This window comes from Paenibacillus sp. J22P59 (assembly GCF_059383895.1).
In genome coordinates, this window is record NZ_JBXENX010000006.1 from 34,094 (window position 1) to 52,296 (window position 18,203).

The 18,203-nt window shown below is 46.5% G+C and carries 18 protein-coding genes; 10 read left to right on the forward strand and 8 right to left on the reverse strand.

All coding sequences use genetic code 11. The annotated features are described in order from the left end of the window. Nucleotides 1-131: 131 nt before the first annotated feature. A complete protein-coding gene (locus AC50YO_RS11635; protein ID WP_494847014.1) occupies nucleotides 132-3,221 on the forward strand; it encodes a choice-of-anchor A family protein in 3,090 nt (1,029 codons plus the stop codon). 7 nt (nucleotides 3,222-3,228) lie between these two features. Here AC50YO_RS11635 and AC50YO_RS11640 read toward each other — a convergent pair whose 3' ends face one another. Both AC50YO_RS11640 and AC50YO_RS11645 read right to left on the reverse strand, forming a co-directional pair. After that, nucleotides 3,229-3,756, reverse strand: coding sequence for a MerR family transcriptional regulator (locus AC50YO_RS11640; protein ID WP_494847015.1), 528 nt, complete (start codon nucleotides 3,754-3,756; stop codon nucleotides 3,229-3,231). Nucleotides 3,757-3,943: 187 nt separating this feature from the next. Next, nucleotides 3,944-4,246, reverse strand: coding sequence for a hypothetical protein (locus AC50YO_RS11645; protein WP_494847016.1), 303 nt, complete (start codon nucleotides 4,244-4,246; stop codon nucleotides 3,944-3,946). Nucleotides 4,247-4,391: 145 nt separating this feature from the next. Here AC50YO_RS11645 and tgl point away from each other — a divergent pair, with 145 nt between their 5' ends. After that, the gene (gene tgl / locus AC50YO_RS11650) at nucleotides 4,392-5,189 is read left to right on the forward strand and encodes a spore coat transglutaminase TGL (protein WP_494847017.1); all 798 of its coding nucleotides are present in this window, start codon (nucleotides 4,392-4,394) and stop codon (nucleotides 5,187-5,189) included. A 371-nt stretch (nucleotides 5,190-5,560) separates the two neighbouring features. On the opposite strand, the gene AC50YO_RS11655 is transcribed toward tgl, so the two are convergent. The 3 genes from AC50YO_RS11655 to AC50YO_RS11665 all read right to left on the reverse strand — a co-directional run bounded on the left by AC50YO_RS11655 (nucleotide 5,561) and on the right by AC50YO_RS11665 (nucleotide 7,926). Next, nucleotides 5,561-6,019 (reverse strand): GNAT family N-acetyltransferase, encoded by a 459-nt coding sequence (locus AC50YO_RS11655; protein ID WP_494847018.1) that lies wholly within the window; start codon nucleotides 6,017-6,019, stop codon nucleotides 5,561-5,563. Nucleotides 6,020-6,076: 57 nt separating this feature from the next. After that, complete coding sequence (locus AC50YO_RS11660) at nucleotides 6,077-6,916, reverse strand: hypothetical protein (RefSeq protein ID WP_494847019.1); 840 nt, start codon at nucleotides 6,914-6,916, stop codon at nucleotides 6,077-6,079. Nucleotides 6,917-7,071: 155 nt separating this feature from the next. Then, on the reverse strand, nucleotides 7,072-7,926 hold the full coding sequence (locus tag AC50YO_RS11665) for a helix-turn-helix domain-containing protein (protein ID WP_494847020.1): 855 nt from the start codon (nucleotides 7,924-7,926) through the stop codon (nucleotides 7,072-7,074). Nucleotides 7,927-8,305: 379 nt separating this feature from the next. On the opposite strand from AC50YO_RS11665, the gene AC50YO_RS11670 reads away from it, so the two are divergent. The 4 genes from AC50YO_RS11670 (at nucleotide 8,306) to AC50YO_RS11685 (ending at nucleotide 11,208) form a co-directional block, all read left to right on the forward strand. After that, on the forward strand, nucleotides 8,306-9,145 hold the full coding sequence (locus tag AC50YO_RS11670) for a sugar phosphate isomerase/epimerase family protein (RefSeq protein WP_494847021.1): 840 nt from the start codon (nucleotides 8,306-8,308) through the stop codon (nucleotides 9,143-9,145). A gap of 110 nt (nucleotides 9,146-9,255) precedes the next feature. Next, nucleotides 9,256-10,047 carry a formate/nitrite transporter family protein gene (locus tag AC50YO_RS11675; protein ID WP_494847022.1) on the forward strand — a complete coding sequence of 264 codons (792 nt, stop codon included), beginning with the start codon at nucleotides 9,256-9,258 and terminating at the stop codon, nucleotides 10,045-10,047. 20 nt (nucleotides 10,048-10,067) lie between these two features. Beyond that, nucleotides 10,068-10,982, forward strand: coding sequence for an L-lactate dehydrogenase (locus AC50YO_RS11680; RefSeq protein ID WP_494847023.1), 915 nt, complete (start codon nucleotides 10,068-10,070; stop codon nucleotides 10,980-10,982). Nucleotides 10,983-11,085: 103 nt separating this feature from the next. After that, nucleotides 11,086-11,208, forward strand: coding sequence for a hypothetical protein (locus tag AC50YO_RS11685; protein WP_494847024.1), 123 nt, complete (start codon nucleotides 11,086-11,088; stop codon nucleotides 11,206-11,208). A gap of 130 nt (nucleotides 11,209-11,338) precedes the next feature. Here AC50YO_RS11685 and AC50YO_RS11690 read toward each other — a convergent pair whose 3' ends face one another. The 3 genes from AC50YO_RS11690 to AC50YO_RS11700 are packed head-to-tail and all read right to left on the reverse strand — an operon-like array spanning nucleotide 11,339 to nucleotide 13,042. Beyond that, the gene (locus tag AC50YO_RS11690; protein WP_494847025.1) at nucleotides 11,339-12,184 is read right to left on the reverse strand and encodes a 1,4-dihydroxy-6-naphtoate synthase; all 846 of its coding nucleotides are present in this window, start codon (nucleotides 12,182-12,184) and stop codon (nucleotides 11,339-11,341) included. A 1-nt stretch (nucleotide 12,185) separates the two neighbouring features. Then, complete coding sequence (locus AC50YO_RS11695; RefSeq protein WP_494847026.1) at nucleotides 12,186-12,836, reverse strand: futalosine hydrolase; 651 nt, start codon at nucleotides 12,834-12,836, stop codon at nucleotides 12,186-12,188. Next, nucleotides 12,833-13,042, reverse strand: coding sequence for a hypothetical protein (locus tag AC50YO_RS11700; protein ID WP_494847544.1), 210 nt, complete (start codon nucleotides 13,040-13,042; stop codon nucleotides 12,833-12,835). Before AC50YO_RS11700 ends, AC50YO_RS11695 begins: the two co-directional genes overlap by 4 nt. A gap of 209 nt (nucleotides 13,043-13,251) precedes the next feature. Here AC50YO_RS11700 and AC50YO_RS11705 point away from each other — a divergent pair, with 209 nt between their 5' ends. The 4 genes from AC50YO_RS11705 to AC50YO_RS11720 all read left to right on the forward strand — a co-directional run bounded on the left by AC50YO_RS11705 (nucleotide 13,252) and on the right by AC50YO_RS11720 (nucleotide 18,141). Continuing rightward, the gene (locus tag AC50YO_RS11705) at nucleotides 13,252-14,328 is read left to right on the forward strand and encodes a lactonase family protein (protein WP_494847027.1); all 1,077 of its coding nucleotides are present in this window, start codon (nucleotides 13,252-13,254) and stop codon (nucleotides 14,326-14,328) included. A gap of 579 nt (nucleotides 14,329-14,907) precedes the next feature. Then, nucleotides 14,908-16,260 carry an extracellular solute-binding protein gene (locus tag AC50YO_RS11710; RefSeq protein WP_494847028.1) on the forward strand — a complete coding sequence of 451 codons (1,353 nt, stop codon included), beginning with the start codon at nucleotides 14,908-14,910 and terminating at the stop codon, nucleotides 16,258-16,260. 128 nt (nucleotides 16,261-16,388) lie between these two features. Continuing rightward, nucleotides 16,389-17,285, forward strand: a complete 897-nt coding sequence (locus AC50YO_RS11715) for a carbohydrate ABC transporter permease (RefSeq protein ID WP_494847545.1) — start codon at nucleotides 16,389-16,391, stop codon at nucleotides 17,283-17,285. Nucleotides 17,286-17,343: 58 nt separating this feature from the next. Next, nucleotides 17,344-18,141, forward strand: a complete 798-nt coding sequence (locus AC50YO_RS11720) for a carbohydrate ABC transporter permease (RefSeq protein ID WP_494847546.1) — start codon at nucleotides 17,344-17,346, stop codon at nucleotides 18,139-18,141. Nucleotides 18,142-18,203: the final 62 nt, after the last annotated feature.

The window sequence follows — 18,203 nt, forward strand, 5'->3', positions numbered from 1 at the left end:
GACCTCACGATAGCCCCGGCAGCCTGCAATGAGCAGCTGCCGGGGCTATTCGTTTATCCGGAATATTAGTCAGGCCGTATTGACTATATATGATTTGATGAACGATTTTGAGCCTCAGGGAGGTCTGAGTCATGGCATGTACGAATTTTGGGACAGCTAATGCTTACAATGTTTTTTTGCTGGGGGACCACATTCAGAGCAATGCTACAGCAGAAGGGCGTGTAGCGGTCGGCGGCAACGCCACGTATCAAGATTATATGGTCGGCAATACTCTACCGGTCTCCACGACAGATGCTCAGCTGATTATTGCCGGAAATGTCGATATTGTTCGAGGCAATAATAACGGCAACACCGTAATTTCTACGACCTCCACCGTTATTCAATATACGATGCTGAACAATAATGGTGTTCCTAATCAGCCTCTGGTGGATAATGTGATTGATTTTGCGGCAGAGCGATCCTTTTTGGAGTGCACCTCTACTGGCCTGGCTGCCCTTCCAGCCAATGGCACTGTGGTTAATCAATTTGGCAATGTGGTGCTGACAGGAACTAGCGCTGGTCTGAACATATTTACCTTCGACGGCAGCAATATTGTAGGAAGCGGCCAGTCGCTGTCCACCATTAACCAGATTACTTTCAACATCCCCAGCGGCTCTTTTGCATTAGTCAATATTTTGGGCAATAATATCGGATTTGGGAGCTACAGTATCGTTATTACTGGAATGGATTCCAGCGTGGCTGGCAGTCGCATTATTTATAATGTTCCGCAGGCGACAGCTTTTTTTCATCAGAGCCTGCTCATACTAGGAACGCTGCTGGCGCCTTTTGCTGCGGTTACTGCCAATGGATCAGGACAAATAGACGGGCAATTGATTGCGGCTTCTTATAATGGGGGCACGAATAGCTTAACGGAGCGTAATTTCGTATTTGGAGGCTGTTTGCCTGATGTCTGCGCCACCAGTTCTATGACGGTTAGCAAAACCGTTCAGGGCGCTTCTTCTTTTACTGGTGTGCCAGGAACAGCCATTACTTTTGAGATCAGAGTGCAGAATACAGGCACTACCACTTTGACAAACGTTGTAATCGAAGATGACCTTGTAGGCTTTAATCTGACGATTCCTGCACTTGAGCCTGGCAGAGAATATTCCAATACCTTCAATAGTACGGTAAGGGATGGACGCGCAGGCGATCAGTATGACAACGTCGTCAACGTTCGCAGCGATCAAATTGCAACGCAAACGGCAATCGCAACGGTTATTATAGCGGCGCTTCCGGTTAATGTCAGCTTTACGAAGCGGGTAAGCAAAGCTACCGCACTTCCGGGCGAGCAGGTGCAATATACTTTTTTTCTTGTGAATAATGGGAACTCTGATTTGCAGAATGTCGTCATTACTGACCCAACTCTCGGAATCAATCAGTCAATCGGCACGTTCTTTCAAGGAGAGCTGCTGTCGGTGTCTTTCGTCATTCCGGCTAATGCCACACCGGGCTCTACGATTGTCAATACGAGCAGGCTGACCGCCTCTAACTTGCCGGCGCCGGGCTTTGTAGAATCCAGTGCTACGGTACAGGTCACCGAAACGCCATCCTTAAGCATTACTAAGCAGGCCGACTTGACGCTGGCAAGGCCAGGCGACACGATTACCTATGCGATCACAATAGCCAATGACTCGTTAGTGACGAGCATCTCGAATATTCAAGTTGTTGATCCTTTGCTTGGTCTGGATAAGACTATTCTGACACTTCCGCCAGATTCCAATGTCGTCTATTTCCAGACGCTAACGGTGCCTTCTGGAACACCAGCGGGTGAGACCATAACGAATACGGTTACAGCTCAATCCGTGGCTACAGGGCTAAAGAGTGCAACGGAGAACGTGCTTATTCGAGCTAATCCTATTCTATTGCTAGACAAGGTTGCTGACCGTCAATTCGCTAATCCAGGAGATACGATCAATTACTTAATTACATTGACGAATGCAGGGAATACGGTATTGTCGGATATTGTATTGACGGATTCTCGAACCGGCGTTAGCCAGAGCATTACACCGATTCCTATAGGGGGAAGTGTTGAGATATCGACCAGCACTGTTGTTCCTCTTAATACGACGGACCAGACCTTGCTGACCAATGTAGTAACAGCACAGAGTGCAGATATTGGAACCGTTACTGCGATGGCCTCCGTCTCGATTACTACTGTACCGATTCCGATTATTCCTGAAACAGCTGTGCTTGTCGTTAATGGCTTTGCGGATCGCCCGACAGTGTTTCCGAACGAATCGGTTGTATTTACAGGAAGTGTTACGAATGTGTCCGGCATAACCATCCGGAATATTACTTTAACCTCCCCTTTGTTTCAATATATGGGCTTGATCACTCTGCTGCGTCCAGGGCAGACCTTTACCATCCAAGGAACCTTCCCTGTTGCGAACCGAACGCCTCCAGGGACGATTATTACGGGCTCATTGATTGCAACCAGTGCGCAGACTCCACCAGCCTCTGCAATTGCAGATGTTCTGGTGCTAGCTGAGCCTAGTGCTACCATTGATCTTACTGTCAACCCGCAGGAAGCGCTGCAGGGCGAGACCGTTGAATATCGCGTCACGATTAACAATACAGGCAATGTTGTTCTAACGAACACAAACATTCGGGATACGCTGCTAATGAGGAGCGTAGTTATTAATCAATTTCTTGTCGATTCCCTGCTTACGGGGCGTGTCCGGATAACGGTGAAGTCGCCTCCGGGAAGCGTTGTCACGGATACTGCGATTCTCAACTCTGACCAATTTGGTCCAATTTCCAGCAGTGCCTCCTTTACAGTGTATGGATTATTGGTACAGCTATCGGTTAATCGTTCCAATGCTGCAGTAGGGGATACCCTTGTTTATACAGCAGTTGTATCTAATCCTTCACCATCTGAAGCGGTGAATATTGTAGTTAACCAACTCATTCCGCCGCTCACGGTGTTCGAGCCGGGATCTCTTCGTATCAATGGGAACCCTTCTCCGCTTACTGATGTTTCTGGGGGTGTACAGCTAGGAGCACTTTCCACGGGAGCTTCCTCATCCGTTTCTTATTCGGTCATTGTTACAGGTGAACCAGCCAATAACATTCTGACCGCTCAAGTAGCAGCCTCCTTCTTCTTCCCGGCTACCGTCCGGCAGTTGAGAGGCAGCACACCATCCAATCAGGTGACTGTCACTATTGAAGAGAATGAGGAATAAGGCCGAGCTACAGAAAAGGAAATAGGGTACGAAGCAGCCTGCGGCGTCTTGTGCGGTCTGTTGCCGGAAATGCTCCTGCTGCTGTAGCTGCGATCTGCTGCTGCGGGAGCTGAAGGGCGTTCAAGCTGGCGGTAAGCTGGGTGAGGGTATGGCGAATTTCATCCAGCTCTTGTCGATGGCTAAGAATTTGGTAGGAGACAACTTCATCGGCTTTTTGGGATAGAGCGGCTTCTAGGCGGTTTATTCGAATAAGCAGTGCCTCAGGCTCTTCATAATAGGGAGTAGGGGATGGCTGGTGCTGTAAGGCTGGTGAGAGAATGATGTCTTGCAGATTAATCCCCTCCTCCAATTGTTGCTTGATTAGACGCAGCTTACCAAGAGCCGACTCATCATAAACATAGTGGCCGAACATATCTTTGGAAAAAGAAGCAGGGAATTGCGACACCCAACGTCTGATCGTTGTTTCACTTACAGCAAGCTGTAGAGCGGCTTCTTTTGTTTTCAACAACGTCATTTGTAGAATCACCTCACTCATTATTTATTACAGTTATTCGGGTCTAAGCGACGCTCTCCTGCATGTCTGACAAAGGTAGTGGTTAATCGCTAAAAGAAGTGATGATCCGATTTCTTTTTTATAAGCAGCTTAAGAAGCTTGTACAATTAGGCTAGCGGTAGAGGAACGAAAAGAGCCCCCAACAATAATTCGTTGGGGGCTCTTTTCGTTAGAAATTAGGCGTGTTCTTCATGAAGCTTCGGGCTAAGCTCTCTACTTGCCCATCTCTTGAAGGCCGGCCGAAATTTTCAAGCACATCTATTAGGTATTCCTCACCTGTTGCAGGATCGAGGGCTTTGAATATAAATTGCTGAGGATTCTCAATCGTTACGTTATGCCCGCAATTCCGCAGACATTGCTCATAATCTTGCACGGTAGGCTCTGTATTCTCATCTACATAGATAAGCCCTCGCAGCTGCGACGTTGCATCTTTGCGGATAATCTTGAAGTGTACGATATGTTCTTTAGTCATCTGCTTATCACCTCTACTGATGAATTTAATCTCTATTATAAGCTGGTTTGTTCGTTTTGTCTGTGATATTCGATATATACACCATTATAGAGCTCCTTACGTACAATAACCTATACCAAGCAATAAGCCAAGGGGAGGATGCGCGGTGGTGTTGCAAATCTCGGGCAGTGATGCCCATCAGATCAACCAGCTGTCGATGACAGAAGTGGAACGGAATATTTTACAGGGGAAGCAGAATAGTCCGGTTGTTTATCGCTATGATTCTGCGGCGGCGTTGGCATTTGAGCTCAAAGTTCGCAATAACATCGTTAATGCAGCAAAGGCGCTGCAGGCAAGCGGCGTAAGCTTCGCGACATTTGCTAAATCCAGATGCAATGAGCAATATTGGAATCTGACAGATAACGGCGGGTTCCGCATGAAGAGCAACGTGCTGCCATCGGATGCTATCAAAGATATATTCAATAATGGTGATCAATATGCTTTTGAATGTGCGACAGCGATCGTTATTATTTTGTACAAAGCGATATTGGATACTATTGGTGCCAGTGCGTTTAATACTTATTTCACTCCCCTGTATTTGCGGGATTGGAATCATGACAGCGATCTCTGGTTTATTACGAGCCATGATAATAAAGAAGCCTATCCGGGTGATGTCCTTTATTTCAAAAACCCTGACCATAATACAGAGACACCAGAGTGGCAGGGAGAGAATGTCGTTAAGCTTGCCGACAACCTCTACTTTGGCCACGGTATCGGGATTGAAACCTCAGAGGGAATGATTGAGGCCTTGAATTCGGCAAGAGAGCCCGGCAGTACGGAATCTGCCTATTTGATGGATCTTGTCGTCCATCCGAACTTTGACTATTTAAGAAATCTGTCGAGCAGGCGCCGTATCCAAAGTGAGAATGCCGTAACCATTGGTTTGCGGAGAAGTCAGGGTTAGGCATATCTCAGAGGCTTATACGGCTAATAAAAATAGCACCCTCTGACACGGTTGTCAGGGGTGCTATATCAGCTATTAAAAATGAAGACTGTTTGCATTTAGCATGAAGCTGATAACTCCTTAAAAAATCCTCCTCTAGTTGTGTTTTTCTTATCTGCTGTGCGAGATGCTAAAACCACCTCCGGCGTTCAAATTTGTGTGAGTGAGAGTAAGCTTGATGAACAAGCCCAATTCCTATTCTTATAGGATTTGGCCTATCACACTAGGGCGAATATTATGTGATTTAGGGGGATAAATATGTTTTATTTGTCGCGGAAGTTATTAAAATGAAAATGCTTACATTAGATACTTAATCTGGATGCAGAAGAGGCTCATTTCTCCCGATTTTTCTCAAGATAGACCATAGTGAGCTGCTCATTCAAGGCCTCGGATTTGTAAACCGTGTAGCCTAATTTGTTGTACAGATATAAATTTCTTTCGCTTCTGTCTCCAGTGAACAACTCAACCCTCTTACTACTCCTGAAGCATTCCTCGATTTCTTTCATAAGCTTGGTTCCAATTCCTTGGTTCTGATAATCGGGGTGAACGATTAGCTTTCCTAATTTGCAGCTTCCGTTCTCTTCGTAGGCGCGGACAGATCCGACAATACGCCCATCTATTACAGCTTTTAGAAGAAGCTGATTATCATACTCCTGCTCTAATTGTTCAAGCGTTTGGACTAACGGCGGTATGCTGTCATCAGCATAAATAATAGCTTCGCTTTTGTATGACAAGTATTGGAGTTCAAGGATGGCGGGCAAATCTGCTCGTTGTGCTTTTTCGATGTTCATGTAAACTATCCCCTTTTCTCTGGTTCCCACAATTATACAATTAATTCAATCGAGATTTTATGTTTTTTTTGATGATTCATATGGGAATTGTAAGTTTGCTTTGGCGATTACAGAAGCTATTTGCTGTTCATAAGAATGGATATCTTGCTTATATTTATTAGTCTGCTGTTGCGAGGACAGCAATTTGGTGAAGGAGCGGAGCGTTGCAGTCGAGTCGCGCTTTCTTACCGCTTGGTTCAAAATTGCAGTCTCTGCGGTAAAAAGTTTTTTGGCCGTGCTAACTTTACTTTTTATCGCCTTCATTCGGATCTTCAAGGCATCTATGCCAGATAGTGTTGACTTGATCTGTTTGCTCTTGGAGGCAACCGTTGCCTTGGCAGTCTTGAGAGCGGATTCTTTGCTGCGAATATCCTCACGAGCAAGCGAGACAGCTACTTTAACACTATCCACCTGCACTTTGAGCACAGCAATCAACTCTTTGTTCTTCAATGATTTGGCGACTGCGAGCTGTTGCTTCTTCACTTCATATAGCTTGAATAGCGGCACATACTTCTCTTTGGTTTGCTTAACATCCGCATTCAGCTGACTAATCTTGTCGATATCTATTCCTTTGATGCGCCTTGTCGTGGCCAGAAGCTCCTCCTCATTGCTGTAATGAAGGGCATTAATTTTTTTGTCCCACTCAATCGCAGCCAGCGAAGCAGCCTGCAGCTGAGCGTACTGCTCCTTAAGCTGAATCGAAATTTCTTCCTTGGAATCAGCCGTCATTTTGTCAAAGGCAGCTTGGGCGGTAATGGTGAATTCAAATGAAGCAGCGGCAATAGGATTGGCGGTCAACGAGGTGGCAGCAAGAAGCAGAACAACGAGAAGCTGCGGCAGCTTGAACAGTGAATGCATGAATAAGCCTCCTTGAGAGTCGGTATACATACACAAAAGCACCCGCAAAAGAAAGGCATAGTATGCCTTCTCTTACGGGTGCTTCCAACGTAAGCCGCTCTATTTGATTAATTTCCATTAATATACAAGAGGAAAAGGATAAAGTCAAGCCTTGATTAGTAGCGCTGTGATTGCCTATTTTTACGAAAAAGCTGGGGCGCTTCCCCGGATTGCTTCTTGAATAGGCGCGAGAAATAAAAGACATCGCCATAGCCAAGAGCAGCCGCAATCTCTTTCACGGATTGATCGGTATTTACGAGCCTGTTTTTTGCCTCTGCTATTTTTAGGCGATGAACGTATTCATGGAGGGAGTAGCCTGTATACTCACTGACCGTCCTTCGTAGAGTAGATAGCGACCAATGATGGCTCTTGGCAAAAGCCCGGGGATTAAATGGTTCGTACAAGGTGGATGAGAGATCCTCCAAGAGCTGGGTTAGCCTTGCAGTCTTGGTTGTCTGACGATGGACCCATTCATAGAGCAGGGCTTCCAGCAGCATGGTTGCTCTGTCTGCATTATTAGGGTTCCCGCTTTCGAGCAGGGCAAAGATACGGTCAATGCGATTCTGCTGAGAGGCGTCCGTCCCGGGATAACTGACACATTCGGTCTGAAGGCCCCAGTCATTCACCCATTCCTGTATCCGGCTGCCCACGACAGAGAAGTAGAATTCATCCCAGTATCCACCTTGATCCGGACCAAATTCATAGATGCAGTTAGGCTTTATAAAGAATAGACTGCCGGGCTTGACTCGTTGCCGCTCGCCATCTCCAGCCCGGTAAGAGCCAGACCCTCCAGCTATGTAAACAATTGCCCAATAATTAAATTTGGAGGCATGGCGGTAGAGCGTTCTGCCTGGCAAGTGGCCCACAGAGTGAATATACAGAGAACGGATAGAAAGTTTGGCTGGATCAAGCTTAAGGTCGACAATCCGTATCGGTTGTGGGCTGATCATATAGTCCATGAAATTAACCATGCTGTTCATTCCTCTCCTTTACAACATATGATAGATTTTACAGTAATGCCGATGCAACAATTTTTTATAGATATAGGCAACATGGCGAGAACCCCGATAATGGTGCAGCGGAAGAAGGCTGTTATAGGCGTAGGGTTCTATTTCCAATGTACATTTATAGATTCATTAATTTCGTCTAGTGCGTGTATGGACAGTGATTCTTGATCTGAACCAAGAGTATGTAGGAGAAGGCCATGACGCCATCCTTTTTTTATATAGGAACAATTAAGATTCATCGGGCAATCGTGACAGTCTTGCAACAGCATCCTTAGAGACGGACAAATGGTCAGCTCTATTCGTTTTTTACAACAAATAAATTAGAAGAGGGAGATGGGAGAACATGAAACTGGCGCTTAGCTCATGGAGCTGTCACAACTACTATAAGAAAGGCTGGACGAATCGTGATTTCATTGATTTTGCAGCGACGACAGCTGCGGAAGGTGTTGAATTATTAAGCATTTATTGGGAGGGCGATAGAGACTATGAGGTAGTAGAGGAGTCATTGACACGTAACGGTATGAAGCTAGCCTGCTTCGGGGCATGCAATGACCTCGCAGAGCCCGATGCGGCGAAACGTAAGCAGCAGATTGCGGATATCATTCTAAGCGTAGACGTTGCCGCCCATTTTGGCGCAAGGACGGTTCGAGTATTCGCGGGTGATTTGAAGGATGGGCTTTCTTTCGAAGAAGCGGAGCAATGGATCGTCGATGGTCTTAAGGAAGCAGCAACTTATGCAGAAGGCAAAAGCATTCAGCTCTGTCTGGAGAATAGGGGCTTATTCGCGAGTAGGGCAGAGCAGGTTGAAGCTATTATCCGCCAGGTGAACTCGGTATCCCTGCGCTCTACCTTCGATTCTGGAAATTTCTTGCTCGTAGGCCAAGACCCCAAGGAAGCAATTGATAAATTAAGCGGACTTGTTCGTCATGTTCATATCAAAGATTTTGTCCAAGTCGATGTCGATTATGATGGGCCATCCTATCAGTCCCTGAACGGGGAGCGGTTCGTTGGAAGCCTTCCTGGAGAAGGTGTTGTGGACTTGCCTTATATACTGGAAGAGCTCGATGAAGCAGGTTACAAGGGCTGGTACACGGTAGAGTATGAGGGGAATATCGAACAGCGGGAGGCTTCAGTTAGGGCATTAGCAAGACTGGAACAAATGCTAGAGGAATGCTTAATTTAGTGCTTTTATCTTGGTTTTGTCACATTTAGGCTGTGATGTGTGATTCATGTCACATATTGGAACTATGCACCATGATATTATTTTCCTGAAACAGCAAGGGAGGGACGCTTATGGAAGTACAGCCGCTGTTGAAGGTAGAGCAATTGGCGCTTAAGAAGCAGGCCGTGTTCCGGCAAAGCCGAGTCCGATATTTGGCCCGGTCGATGCTGGCAAGCATGTTCATCGGCTTCGGTGTCATCGTTGCGTTCAAGACAGGAAATTTTTTCTACATTGAGCATTCACCGCTGACCTATCCAATGGCAGCAATGACATTCGGGGCAGCTATTATATTAATCGCTTATGGCGGTGGTGATTTATTCACAGGAAATACGTTTTATTACACCTTCGCGGCGTTGCGCAAATCTATGCGCTGGCGAGATGTGTTCAAGCTATGGGGCATGAGCTATACAGGGAATCTGCTGGGAGCAGCCGTATTCGCAGGCCTGATCCTCACGACGGGATTATTCAATGATTCCCATGTCAATGGCTTTTTGCTTAGTGTGGTAGAGTCCAAGATGAATACACCGGCAATGGAGCTTTTTTTCAGGGCAATTCTATGTAACTGGCTGGTATGCCTAGCCTTTTTCGTGCCAATGTCACTCAAAGGCGATGGACCCAAAATGTTCGCCATGATGCTATTCGTCTTTTGCTTCTTTATTTCCGGTTATGAGCATAGTATCGCCAATATGTGTACGTTCGCGATCGCATTGGTGCTCAACCATCCCGGAACGATATCAGTTGCTGGAGTGCTCCACAACCTGATTCCCGTTACTATCGGCAACATGATCGGCGGCGGAGTGCTAATGGGCGTTATGTATCATTACGTTAATAAACCCTTTATGGACAATGATTTACAAGACTAGCAGCATAGGGAGGAAATAAAATGAAAAAAACTAGAGTAGTTATCATTGGAACGGGAGCGGTAGGCTCGACAACGGCTTATACGCTGCTGCTTCGCAATCGCATGGATGAGCTTGTTCTTATTGATGCCAATCAGAAAAAAGCAGTAGGCGATGCACTGGACATGAATCATGGCATGCCGTTCCTAGGTCAAGCGAATGTATGGGCAGGCACTTATGAGGACTGCAAGGGTGCGGATATTATTATTATTACGGCTGGCGCTGCGCAAAAGCCGGGTGAGACGCGTGTCGAGCTACTGAAGCGGAATGTGGCGATATTCGATAGCATTATTGACGAGGTAATGAAGTATAATACGGACGGTATTCTGCTTATTGCTTCTAATCCGGTTGATATTATGAGCTACTTCTCGTGGAAAAAATCACAATGGCCGGTTAATCGTGTCATTGGCTCAGGCACCTTGCTTGACAGCGCAAGATTCCGTTACCTGATTAGCCAGGAATTGAATTTGGACCCGCGCAGTGTGCATGCCCATATTATCGGAGAGCATGGGGATTCGGAGCTGCCGCTGTGGAGCCTGGCGAATGTCGCAGGCACCGAGCTTACGCTCAATGCTGAGCAAAAACAACAGATTTTTGAAGGAACAAGAGATGCAGCTTATCAGATTATTGAAGCTAAGGGAGCAACCTATTATGCGATTGCCCTCGCTCTTGATCGTATCTGTACAGCTATTCTGTGCGATGAAGGTGCTGTATTGAATGTCTCGACATTGCTTGATGACTATATGGGGCTGTCAGGCGTATATCTAGGTGTTCCATGTGTCGTGGATCGGAACGGGGTTCGAGAGGTGCTGAAATTGGTTATCTCCGATGAAGAGAAGGAACTGCTGAAGCGTTCGGCAGACAAGCTGAAGGGTCTGATTGATTCTATCGCATTCTAATACGAATCTGTCAAATCGTTTTCAAAATGTTAATATTTATAATCGCTAATCCCCTTTCTATTCGGTAAAATATAGAGGAGTATGGAAAGAAGGGGGAGTTATAATGAACGTTCCTGCTGGAGTCTGGATTGCCTCTATTATTATCGTTGCTCTGCTCACCTGGCTGACCTTGTGGGTTACCAAAAAAGCGTATTCCAAAAAATGGGACGAGTCGGATGTAGAGTAGAATTCGACTTTTCTTTTGAGATAGGCAATGATAGCTTAATATAAAATATTCCCGATAAAGGGGAAAAAGCACCTCCTAGAGCACCGCGATAAGCGGTACCTGAGAGGTGCTTTTTCAATTGATATCGTTATTATCCGAGCAGCAAAGCAGGATCAACGCGAGGGACAAGTCCCTCGTCAGCAGCTCTTTCCAGCAAAGTTCTAATAGCGGCATAGCCGCTGCCGCCCAGGCTGCCGGTGAAGTCATTCACATACAATTCGATGTGTTGCTTCGCAACTGCCGGGTCCATCTCCTGAGCATGCTGCATGATATAGCTGTGCGAGGCTTCAGGATGCTGCCAAGCGTATTGAACGGAGGCTTCTGTCCATCGTGTAATCGCTTCGATGTCCAGTGAACGCCGGGCAATAATGGCGCCAAGCGGGATCGGAAGCCCTGTATCTGATTCCCACCAGCTGCCCATATCGGCAAGCATCGACAAGCCATAGTTGGTGTAAGTAAAGCGAGCTTCATGGATAACCAGTCCAGCGTCGATTATACCATTCTTGACGGCGGGCATAATTTCGTGGAACGGCATCACTATAATTTCACCTACGCCGCCAGGCACGTTCTTAGCTGCCCATAGCCGGAATAATAAATAAGCAGTTGACCGCTCGCTAGGAACAGCAACACGCTTGCCGCTTAATGAGGCAGGATCGTTCGTTGCCTGATTCGTTAAGACCAAGGGGCCGCAGCCCCTGCCGAGCGCTCCGCCGCATGGGAGCAGGGCATAGTCTGATAATACCCATGGAAGAGCGGCGAATGAAATTTTGAGAATGTCCATCTGGTCCATGCTGCCGCCATTGCCTGCGGCCAGATTATTCGTTATGTCTATGTCCGCGTAGGTAACGTCGAGCTTGGGAGCGCCGGGCAGAAGGCCGTGCACCCAAGCATGAAATACGAACGTATCATTCGGACATGGGGAAAATGCGATTTTCATCTTAGAATACCTCCATTAATACAGAGCTCGCAGCCTCCAAGGCTTGCAAAGCTTCTTTGATGCGCCAAGCAGAGCGGTCTCGTGGACCAACTGCATTGGATATAGCACGAATCTCTACGATAGGAATGGAGTGATGTCGAGCAGCGGCTGCAATGCCGAACCCTTCCATCGCTTCGGCAGCAGCGCCAGATATGCGCAGCGCTAGCTTATCTGCTGTTGCTGCTGATCCCGTTACGGTAGCAAGCGTGAGTATTGGACCGTAGTGAGCTGGAAGGTTAGCTGCGCATAGCGCATCAACGATTTGGCGGGACTTTCCTTCATCGGTGGCGATAGTAGCGGAGCCGAAGCCGAGCTCGTCCAGGCTGAGGAAACCATCCGGTGTCTCTGCTCCAAGGTCAGCAGCTACAATAGAGCTTGCTACTACAAGTGAACCTATAGGAGAAACTCCGTTGAAGCCTCCTGCAATGCCTGCACTGATGACGAGCTCATAGCGATTATCTCCAGCAAGCGCCAGCTCGGTAGCTGTACGTACCGCTGCCTCAATCGGGCCAACGCCAGCTTCTACGACCTTGAACCGAGGGTCACCTTGCAATCCTCGCAGTACGGCGTCTCTTTCAGCAGCTACTGCTGTCATGATTAGAATTTGTTTCATTTTTTTCTCACCTCAAAAAACTCGCAGTCATTCCGGCTGTGATAGGTAATGTCGCTAACCCCGGCCTGAACGACGACCATACTGTCGTCAAATCTTACAATAATGCCTGAGTTGTTGATTATATAATCATCCTTAAATACCCGCACTTTGGCTTCACGCTGCATCGCTTCTTCCAAGTCGCGGTCTGTCAGTAGTTTGTGAATCATTGCCACTATTGTTGTCTCCTTTTGCCAAGGACGGACCCAAGCCTTAATAGTCAATAAATCTAGTGTAAAGGAAGGCATGGCTTCTGTCTAATCAGTGGGATTGTTGATCAGCCAATTGCTTGCTAAGCTTGGTTTCTGTCGGGACTGCTAGTACAATAAGAGATAGCCTGTTTTTATATAGGAATCAAAAAATGAGGGAGGAAAATAAAATGTCCTTACATAAAATAGTATTCGTCGGCTCCTATGCGGAGGCGGAAGCAAGTGGAGTTCGAATGTATTCGTTCGATGAACAGAAGGGAGCCCTGTCGCTGCTGGATGAAGTGAAGGGATTAAAAAACCCTACGTTCTTGAATGTAGATGTTCCGAATCTCAAGCTGTATGCGATAGCAGAAGGGGTTAGCGAGGATGGCGGAAAAATGGGCGAAGCGGTAGCCTATGCCATTGAGCTGAACGAAGGCAAGGGCGAACTGCGCGAATTAAACAGGAAGGCTGCCATTACGGCTTCAGCCTGCCACATCCAGCGTGATGCCAATAATCGCTACGTGCTGTTATCAAGCTACCATGGCGGCAGAATCAGTCTGGTTTCCTTGACGGATAATGGAGAGATTGGTGAGCTCCTTGATATTCAGCAGCATGAGGGCAGCAGCATTGAACAAGATCAGGATCGGCCCCATCCGCATAGTGTGATGTTCAGCCCGGATGGTCAATATCTGTTCGTACCGGATTTGGGGATTGACCGTATTCGCTCTTATTCAATAGATACAGAAGCTAACAAGCTTGTTCCTCATGGAGAAGCTGTTGTGCCGCCTGGATCAGGACCGCGTCATATGGTATTCCATCCGAATGGTCAATATGCGTATGTGATTAATGAACTGAACTCGACGATTTCGGCTTTCCGATACGATGCGGCAGCTGGTCAGCTCCACGCGTTAGAGATTGTATCGACATTGCCGGAAGGCTATGTAGAAGAGAGCTATTGCGCGGAGATTGCGGTATCGAAGGACGGTCGGTTCTTGTATGGATCGAATCGTGGGCATGATAGTATCGTCGTGTTCGGCATTGATGCGGAATCCGGCAAGCTGACGCTAACTGGCCATGTCTCAACAGAAGGACGGCATCCACGCCACTTCACCTTGCTGTCGAATGATCAGTTCCTTATTACGGCGAATAAAGATACGAATAATATCGCTGTATTCCGTGTAGATCAGGTAACTGGCCTTCCTGTATTTACGGGGAATTCAGTAGAGATAGACCGTCCAGTGTGCGTGCTGCCGGCTTCGTTTTAATCGTCAGTTTGCATAATAACCAAGCAGCAGAGAGGGATATCATTCCTTTCAGCTGCTTTTTTTTTATGAGTAGATTTAGGTCAGGGAATATGACGCGCTTAGGCGATTGTTAGGGGGAAAGCTGTAAACATCAAGAGACTGTCTGTGGAAAAAAGCTCAATCCTGACATAAGGATACCGTTCATGTTAGATCATTCCAACTCCTTCTAAGAGATGCCATTACCCGATTTAACTGGAAATTACAAAGATTTATATAGCAGATTATAGTTAGAGGGCGAAATGAAGGATATGTAATCTAAACTAACATTGATTAATAGCGTTAGTTTTGTTAAACGCATACATATCCAGAAGACACCGCTTACATTTTTTTAAATTTTATGTTGACAATTTATTCTGGCGATTATATGATATTTTCAGTTGAATACGTAAGAAAACATGACGTGTTACCGTTGAGGGCATGAGTTATGTAAGCAGTTTCTTTTGCTTATATACTCATGTCCTTTTTTTATGCGCCCATGTCTTGTCTGAATATCTTGGCTATTCAACGTACACATTAGTACAAAAAGGGGATGTTTCTAGCATGAAATTGAAAAAACCACTATTGCTTTGCACTGTTCTGTTATTGACGATGACGACTGCAATGGCTTGCGGAAACGGTAATAATGGCAACAAAACGGGCGGTAACAACGGGGGCACTAACGCAGTTGAATCAGAGAAACCTGCGGAGACAACGGGACTTCAAGGGGATTTCGAAATTCAATACTTCGTAGGCGGCTATGGCGATTCCTGGTGGAAAGAAGTAATCAGCGAATTCGGCAAAGCGAATCCTGGCCTTACGATCAAAGAATCTGCAGGACCGAAAATCAACGATCAAATGAAACCGCGTTGGATTCAAAACTCGCCGCCAGATGTAGTGTACATCGACGGACCGGGCTCTAACGAAAGACAAATGATCGAAGATGGTCAACTGATGGATCTCACAGAGTTCTTTGCAACAGCAACGAACGTTGAAGGCGAGAAGCTGACAGATCTTCTGATCTCCCAACCGATGGCTTACGAAGGCGGCAAGAACTTCACGCTTCCACTCGTATTTGGATCATGGGGCATGTTCTACAACAAAACCTTGTTCAACGAAAAAGGCTGGGAAGTTCCAACTGATTGGGACAGCTTCCTTGCAGTCAGCCAAAAAATTAAAGATGCAGGCGTAAGCCCGCTGATTCATACAGGCGTATACCCTTACTACATCAACGGCGGTCTGCTTGACTCCGCTATGGTTGCTGCTAACGGCGGCGACGGTTCTATCCTTACGAAGCAAGCGACTTTGGAAGAAGGCAGCTTCTCTACGGATGCTGTGAAAAAAGCTTTGAACCAAATCGTTGAGCTTCGCGATAAAGGCTTCATCGACAGCAGCTCCATTTCTTTGAACCACACGGACTCCCAATCGCAATGGCTGCAAAACAAAGCGGCATTCATCCCGAACGGCCTGTGGATGGAAGGCGAAATGAAGAAAGACATTCCAGCTGGCTTTGAATTCGGTTTCATCCCATCTGTAGCTCAAGGTGCGGGCGAGAACAGTGTTGTTATTCCTTACACGAACACAATCGCAATTGCTAAGGAAGCTAAAAACCCAGAAGCGGCAAAAGCGTTCCTGCAATTCATCGTTACGAAACAAACAGCTGTACGTTGGGCTGAGCTTACTGGCGCTATCATGAACGTGAAGGCTGACCTTGATTCCACTTCAGCGGGCAACGTTACGAAAGATGCTATGAAATTCTTCAACTCCGACAAAACAACAGTTGCTCCTGTATTCGTAATGAACACAGATGTTGAGAAAGTAAAACAAGATTCATCAGTAGCTCTGACAGCAGGCAAAATTACTCCTGAAGAGTGGATGAAGCGTCTAGAAGATGCAGCAGCCAAAGCAAGAAAATAATAAGATAATCGGCATGAAATCTTATTTGTGAATTCTTTGCAAACCAGACGCCAACAAAGACGAGCCGGTCGCGGCGGATCTTTGTTGGGGGGTCTGTTTTTTACAAGCCAGCTTGAAGGAAGGTGACGATCTTGTCGCAAAAGGCAAAACGCAATTTATTTATTGCAGCTTTCATTATTCCGACATTTGTATTTTTCTGTGTATTTACTTTGTATCCGATCTTCCGAGGAGTTTATATCTCATTCTTCGATTGGTCTGGCAGCTCGAAAAATATGGATTATATCGGTCTGGACAACTTTCGTGAGATGCTGACTGATCCAATTATCTGGACCGCAATTAAAAATGACTATTTTCTTGTGGTGGGCAAGGTGATTGGTATTATGCTTCTTGCAACGCTGTTCGCAGTAGCTCTCACAAGATTGAACATACGGGGATCTTCCTTTTATCGCGTCATTTTCTTCATACCGAATGTCATTTCAGTCGTAGTTATCGGCGTATTGTGGCGGTATGTGTATAACCCTAATATGGGCTTTATTAACTCCTTCCTGTCGTTATTTACGGACGAGCCTGTGAAGATAGCTTGGCTGGGCGAGACGAATACAGCGATGTGGTCATTGCTCTGGCCAGCGATCTGGGCAGGTATTGGATTCTACATGATTCTGCTCATTGCGGCTATTTTAAGCATCCCTGCGGATTTGTATGAAGCCGCTGATCTGGATGGAGCTTCTCAGAGCAAGCAATTCTGGTTCATTACGCTTCCATTGATCTGGGAGCAAATGAAAGTGAGTATCCTTCATATTGTCATGACGACGTTGAATGGCTCGTTCATTATCGTATGGATTATGACCGAAGGCGGTCCGGATAATTCCACGCAGGTACTGGGCTCCTACCTATACCAAGTGGGCTTCAGGCAATACCATATGGGCTATGCCGCGGCGATCGGTGTTCTCATACTTGTGCTATCGCTAATAACGACATTGGTTCTCCAGCGCCTGCTGCGCAGAGATGCAATCGAATTGGCTTAGGGGTGATCATGTGGTTGGAATAAGACAACATCCGTTTTTCAAATTGCTAACGAGATTGATGCTGCTTCTGTGGACAGTAGCAGTTATCTATCCCCTCATATGGACATTGTTCGGAGCTCTAAAAAACAATCAGCAATTCTTAATGAAGAAGCCATGGGCACTGCCTGAATTCCCGCTTCTGTGGTCCAACTTTACTTATGTGTGGGAAACCTACGGGTTCGGCAGCTATTTCATGAATTCAGCGATCGTCACGTTCGCGAGTACACTGCTGGCATTAATTTTGTCTGCGACGTCCTCTTATATTCTGGCGAGATTTGCTTTCAAAGGAAGCGGCGCGCTGTACAATCTGTACCTGGCGGCGATGATGATTCCGATGATTCTCGGCTTGATCCCGCTCTTCTTCTTGCTGAATGATCTGCATTTGATTAATACGCTGTTCGGCTTGATTATTGTGTATAGTGCAAGCGCTTTGCCATTCGGCATTTTCGTAATGGTAGGCTTCTTCAAGACCCTTCCTAAAGAATTGGAGGAGTCAGCCGCTATTGATGGTGCAGGCTATACCCGTACATTCTTCTCGGTTATGCTGCCGCTTGCCAAGTCTGGCCTGATCTCGGTCGGCATTATGAATGCCCTTAATATTTGGAATGAGTATATTATGGGAACTGTATTCATAAACGATCCAAAGATGTACACGCTCCCTGTCGGAATTGCGGTTATGCAGGCAGAGATGCAGTACCGTACCGAATGGGGTCCTTTGTTCGCAGGGCTGCTGCTCTCCATGATTCCTGTTATTGTTCTGTATATTGTATTCCAGCGTCAAATCGCAGAAGGCGTAACGGCTGGAGCGGTGAAGTAAGCAGCAGCTATGACGTTGTCTTTGTCGGAAATTCCTTTCCTGTGAAGCTGCTACGCAAATAA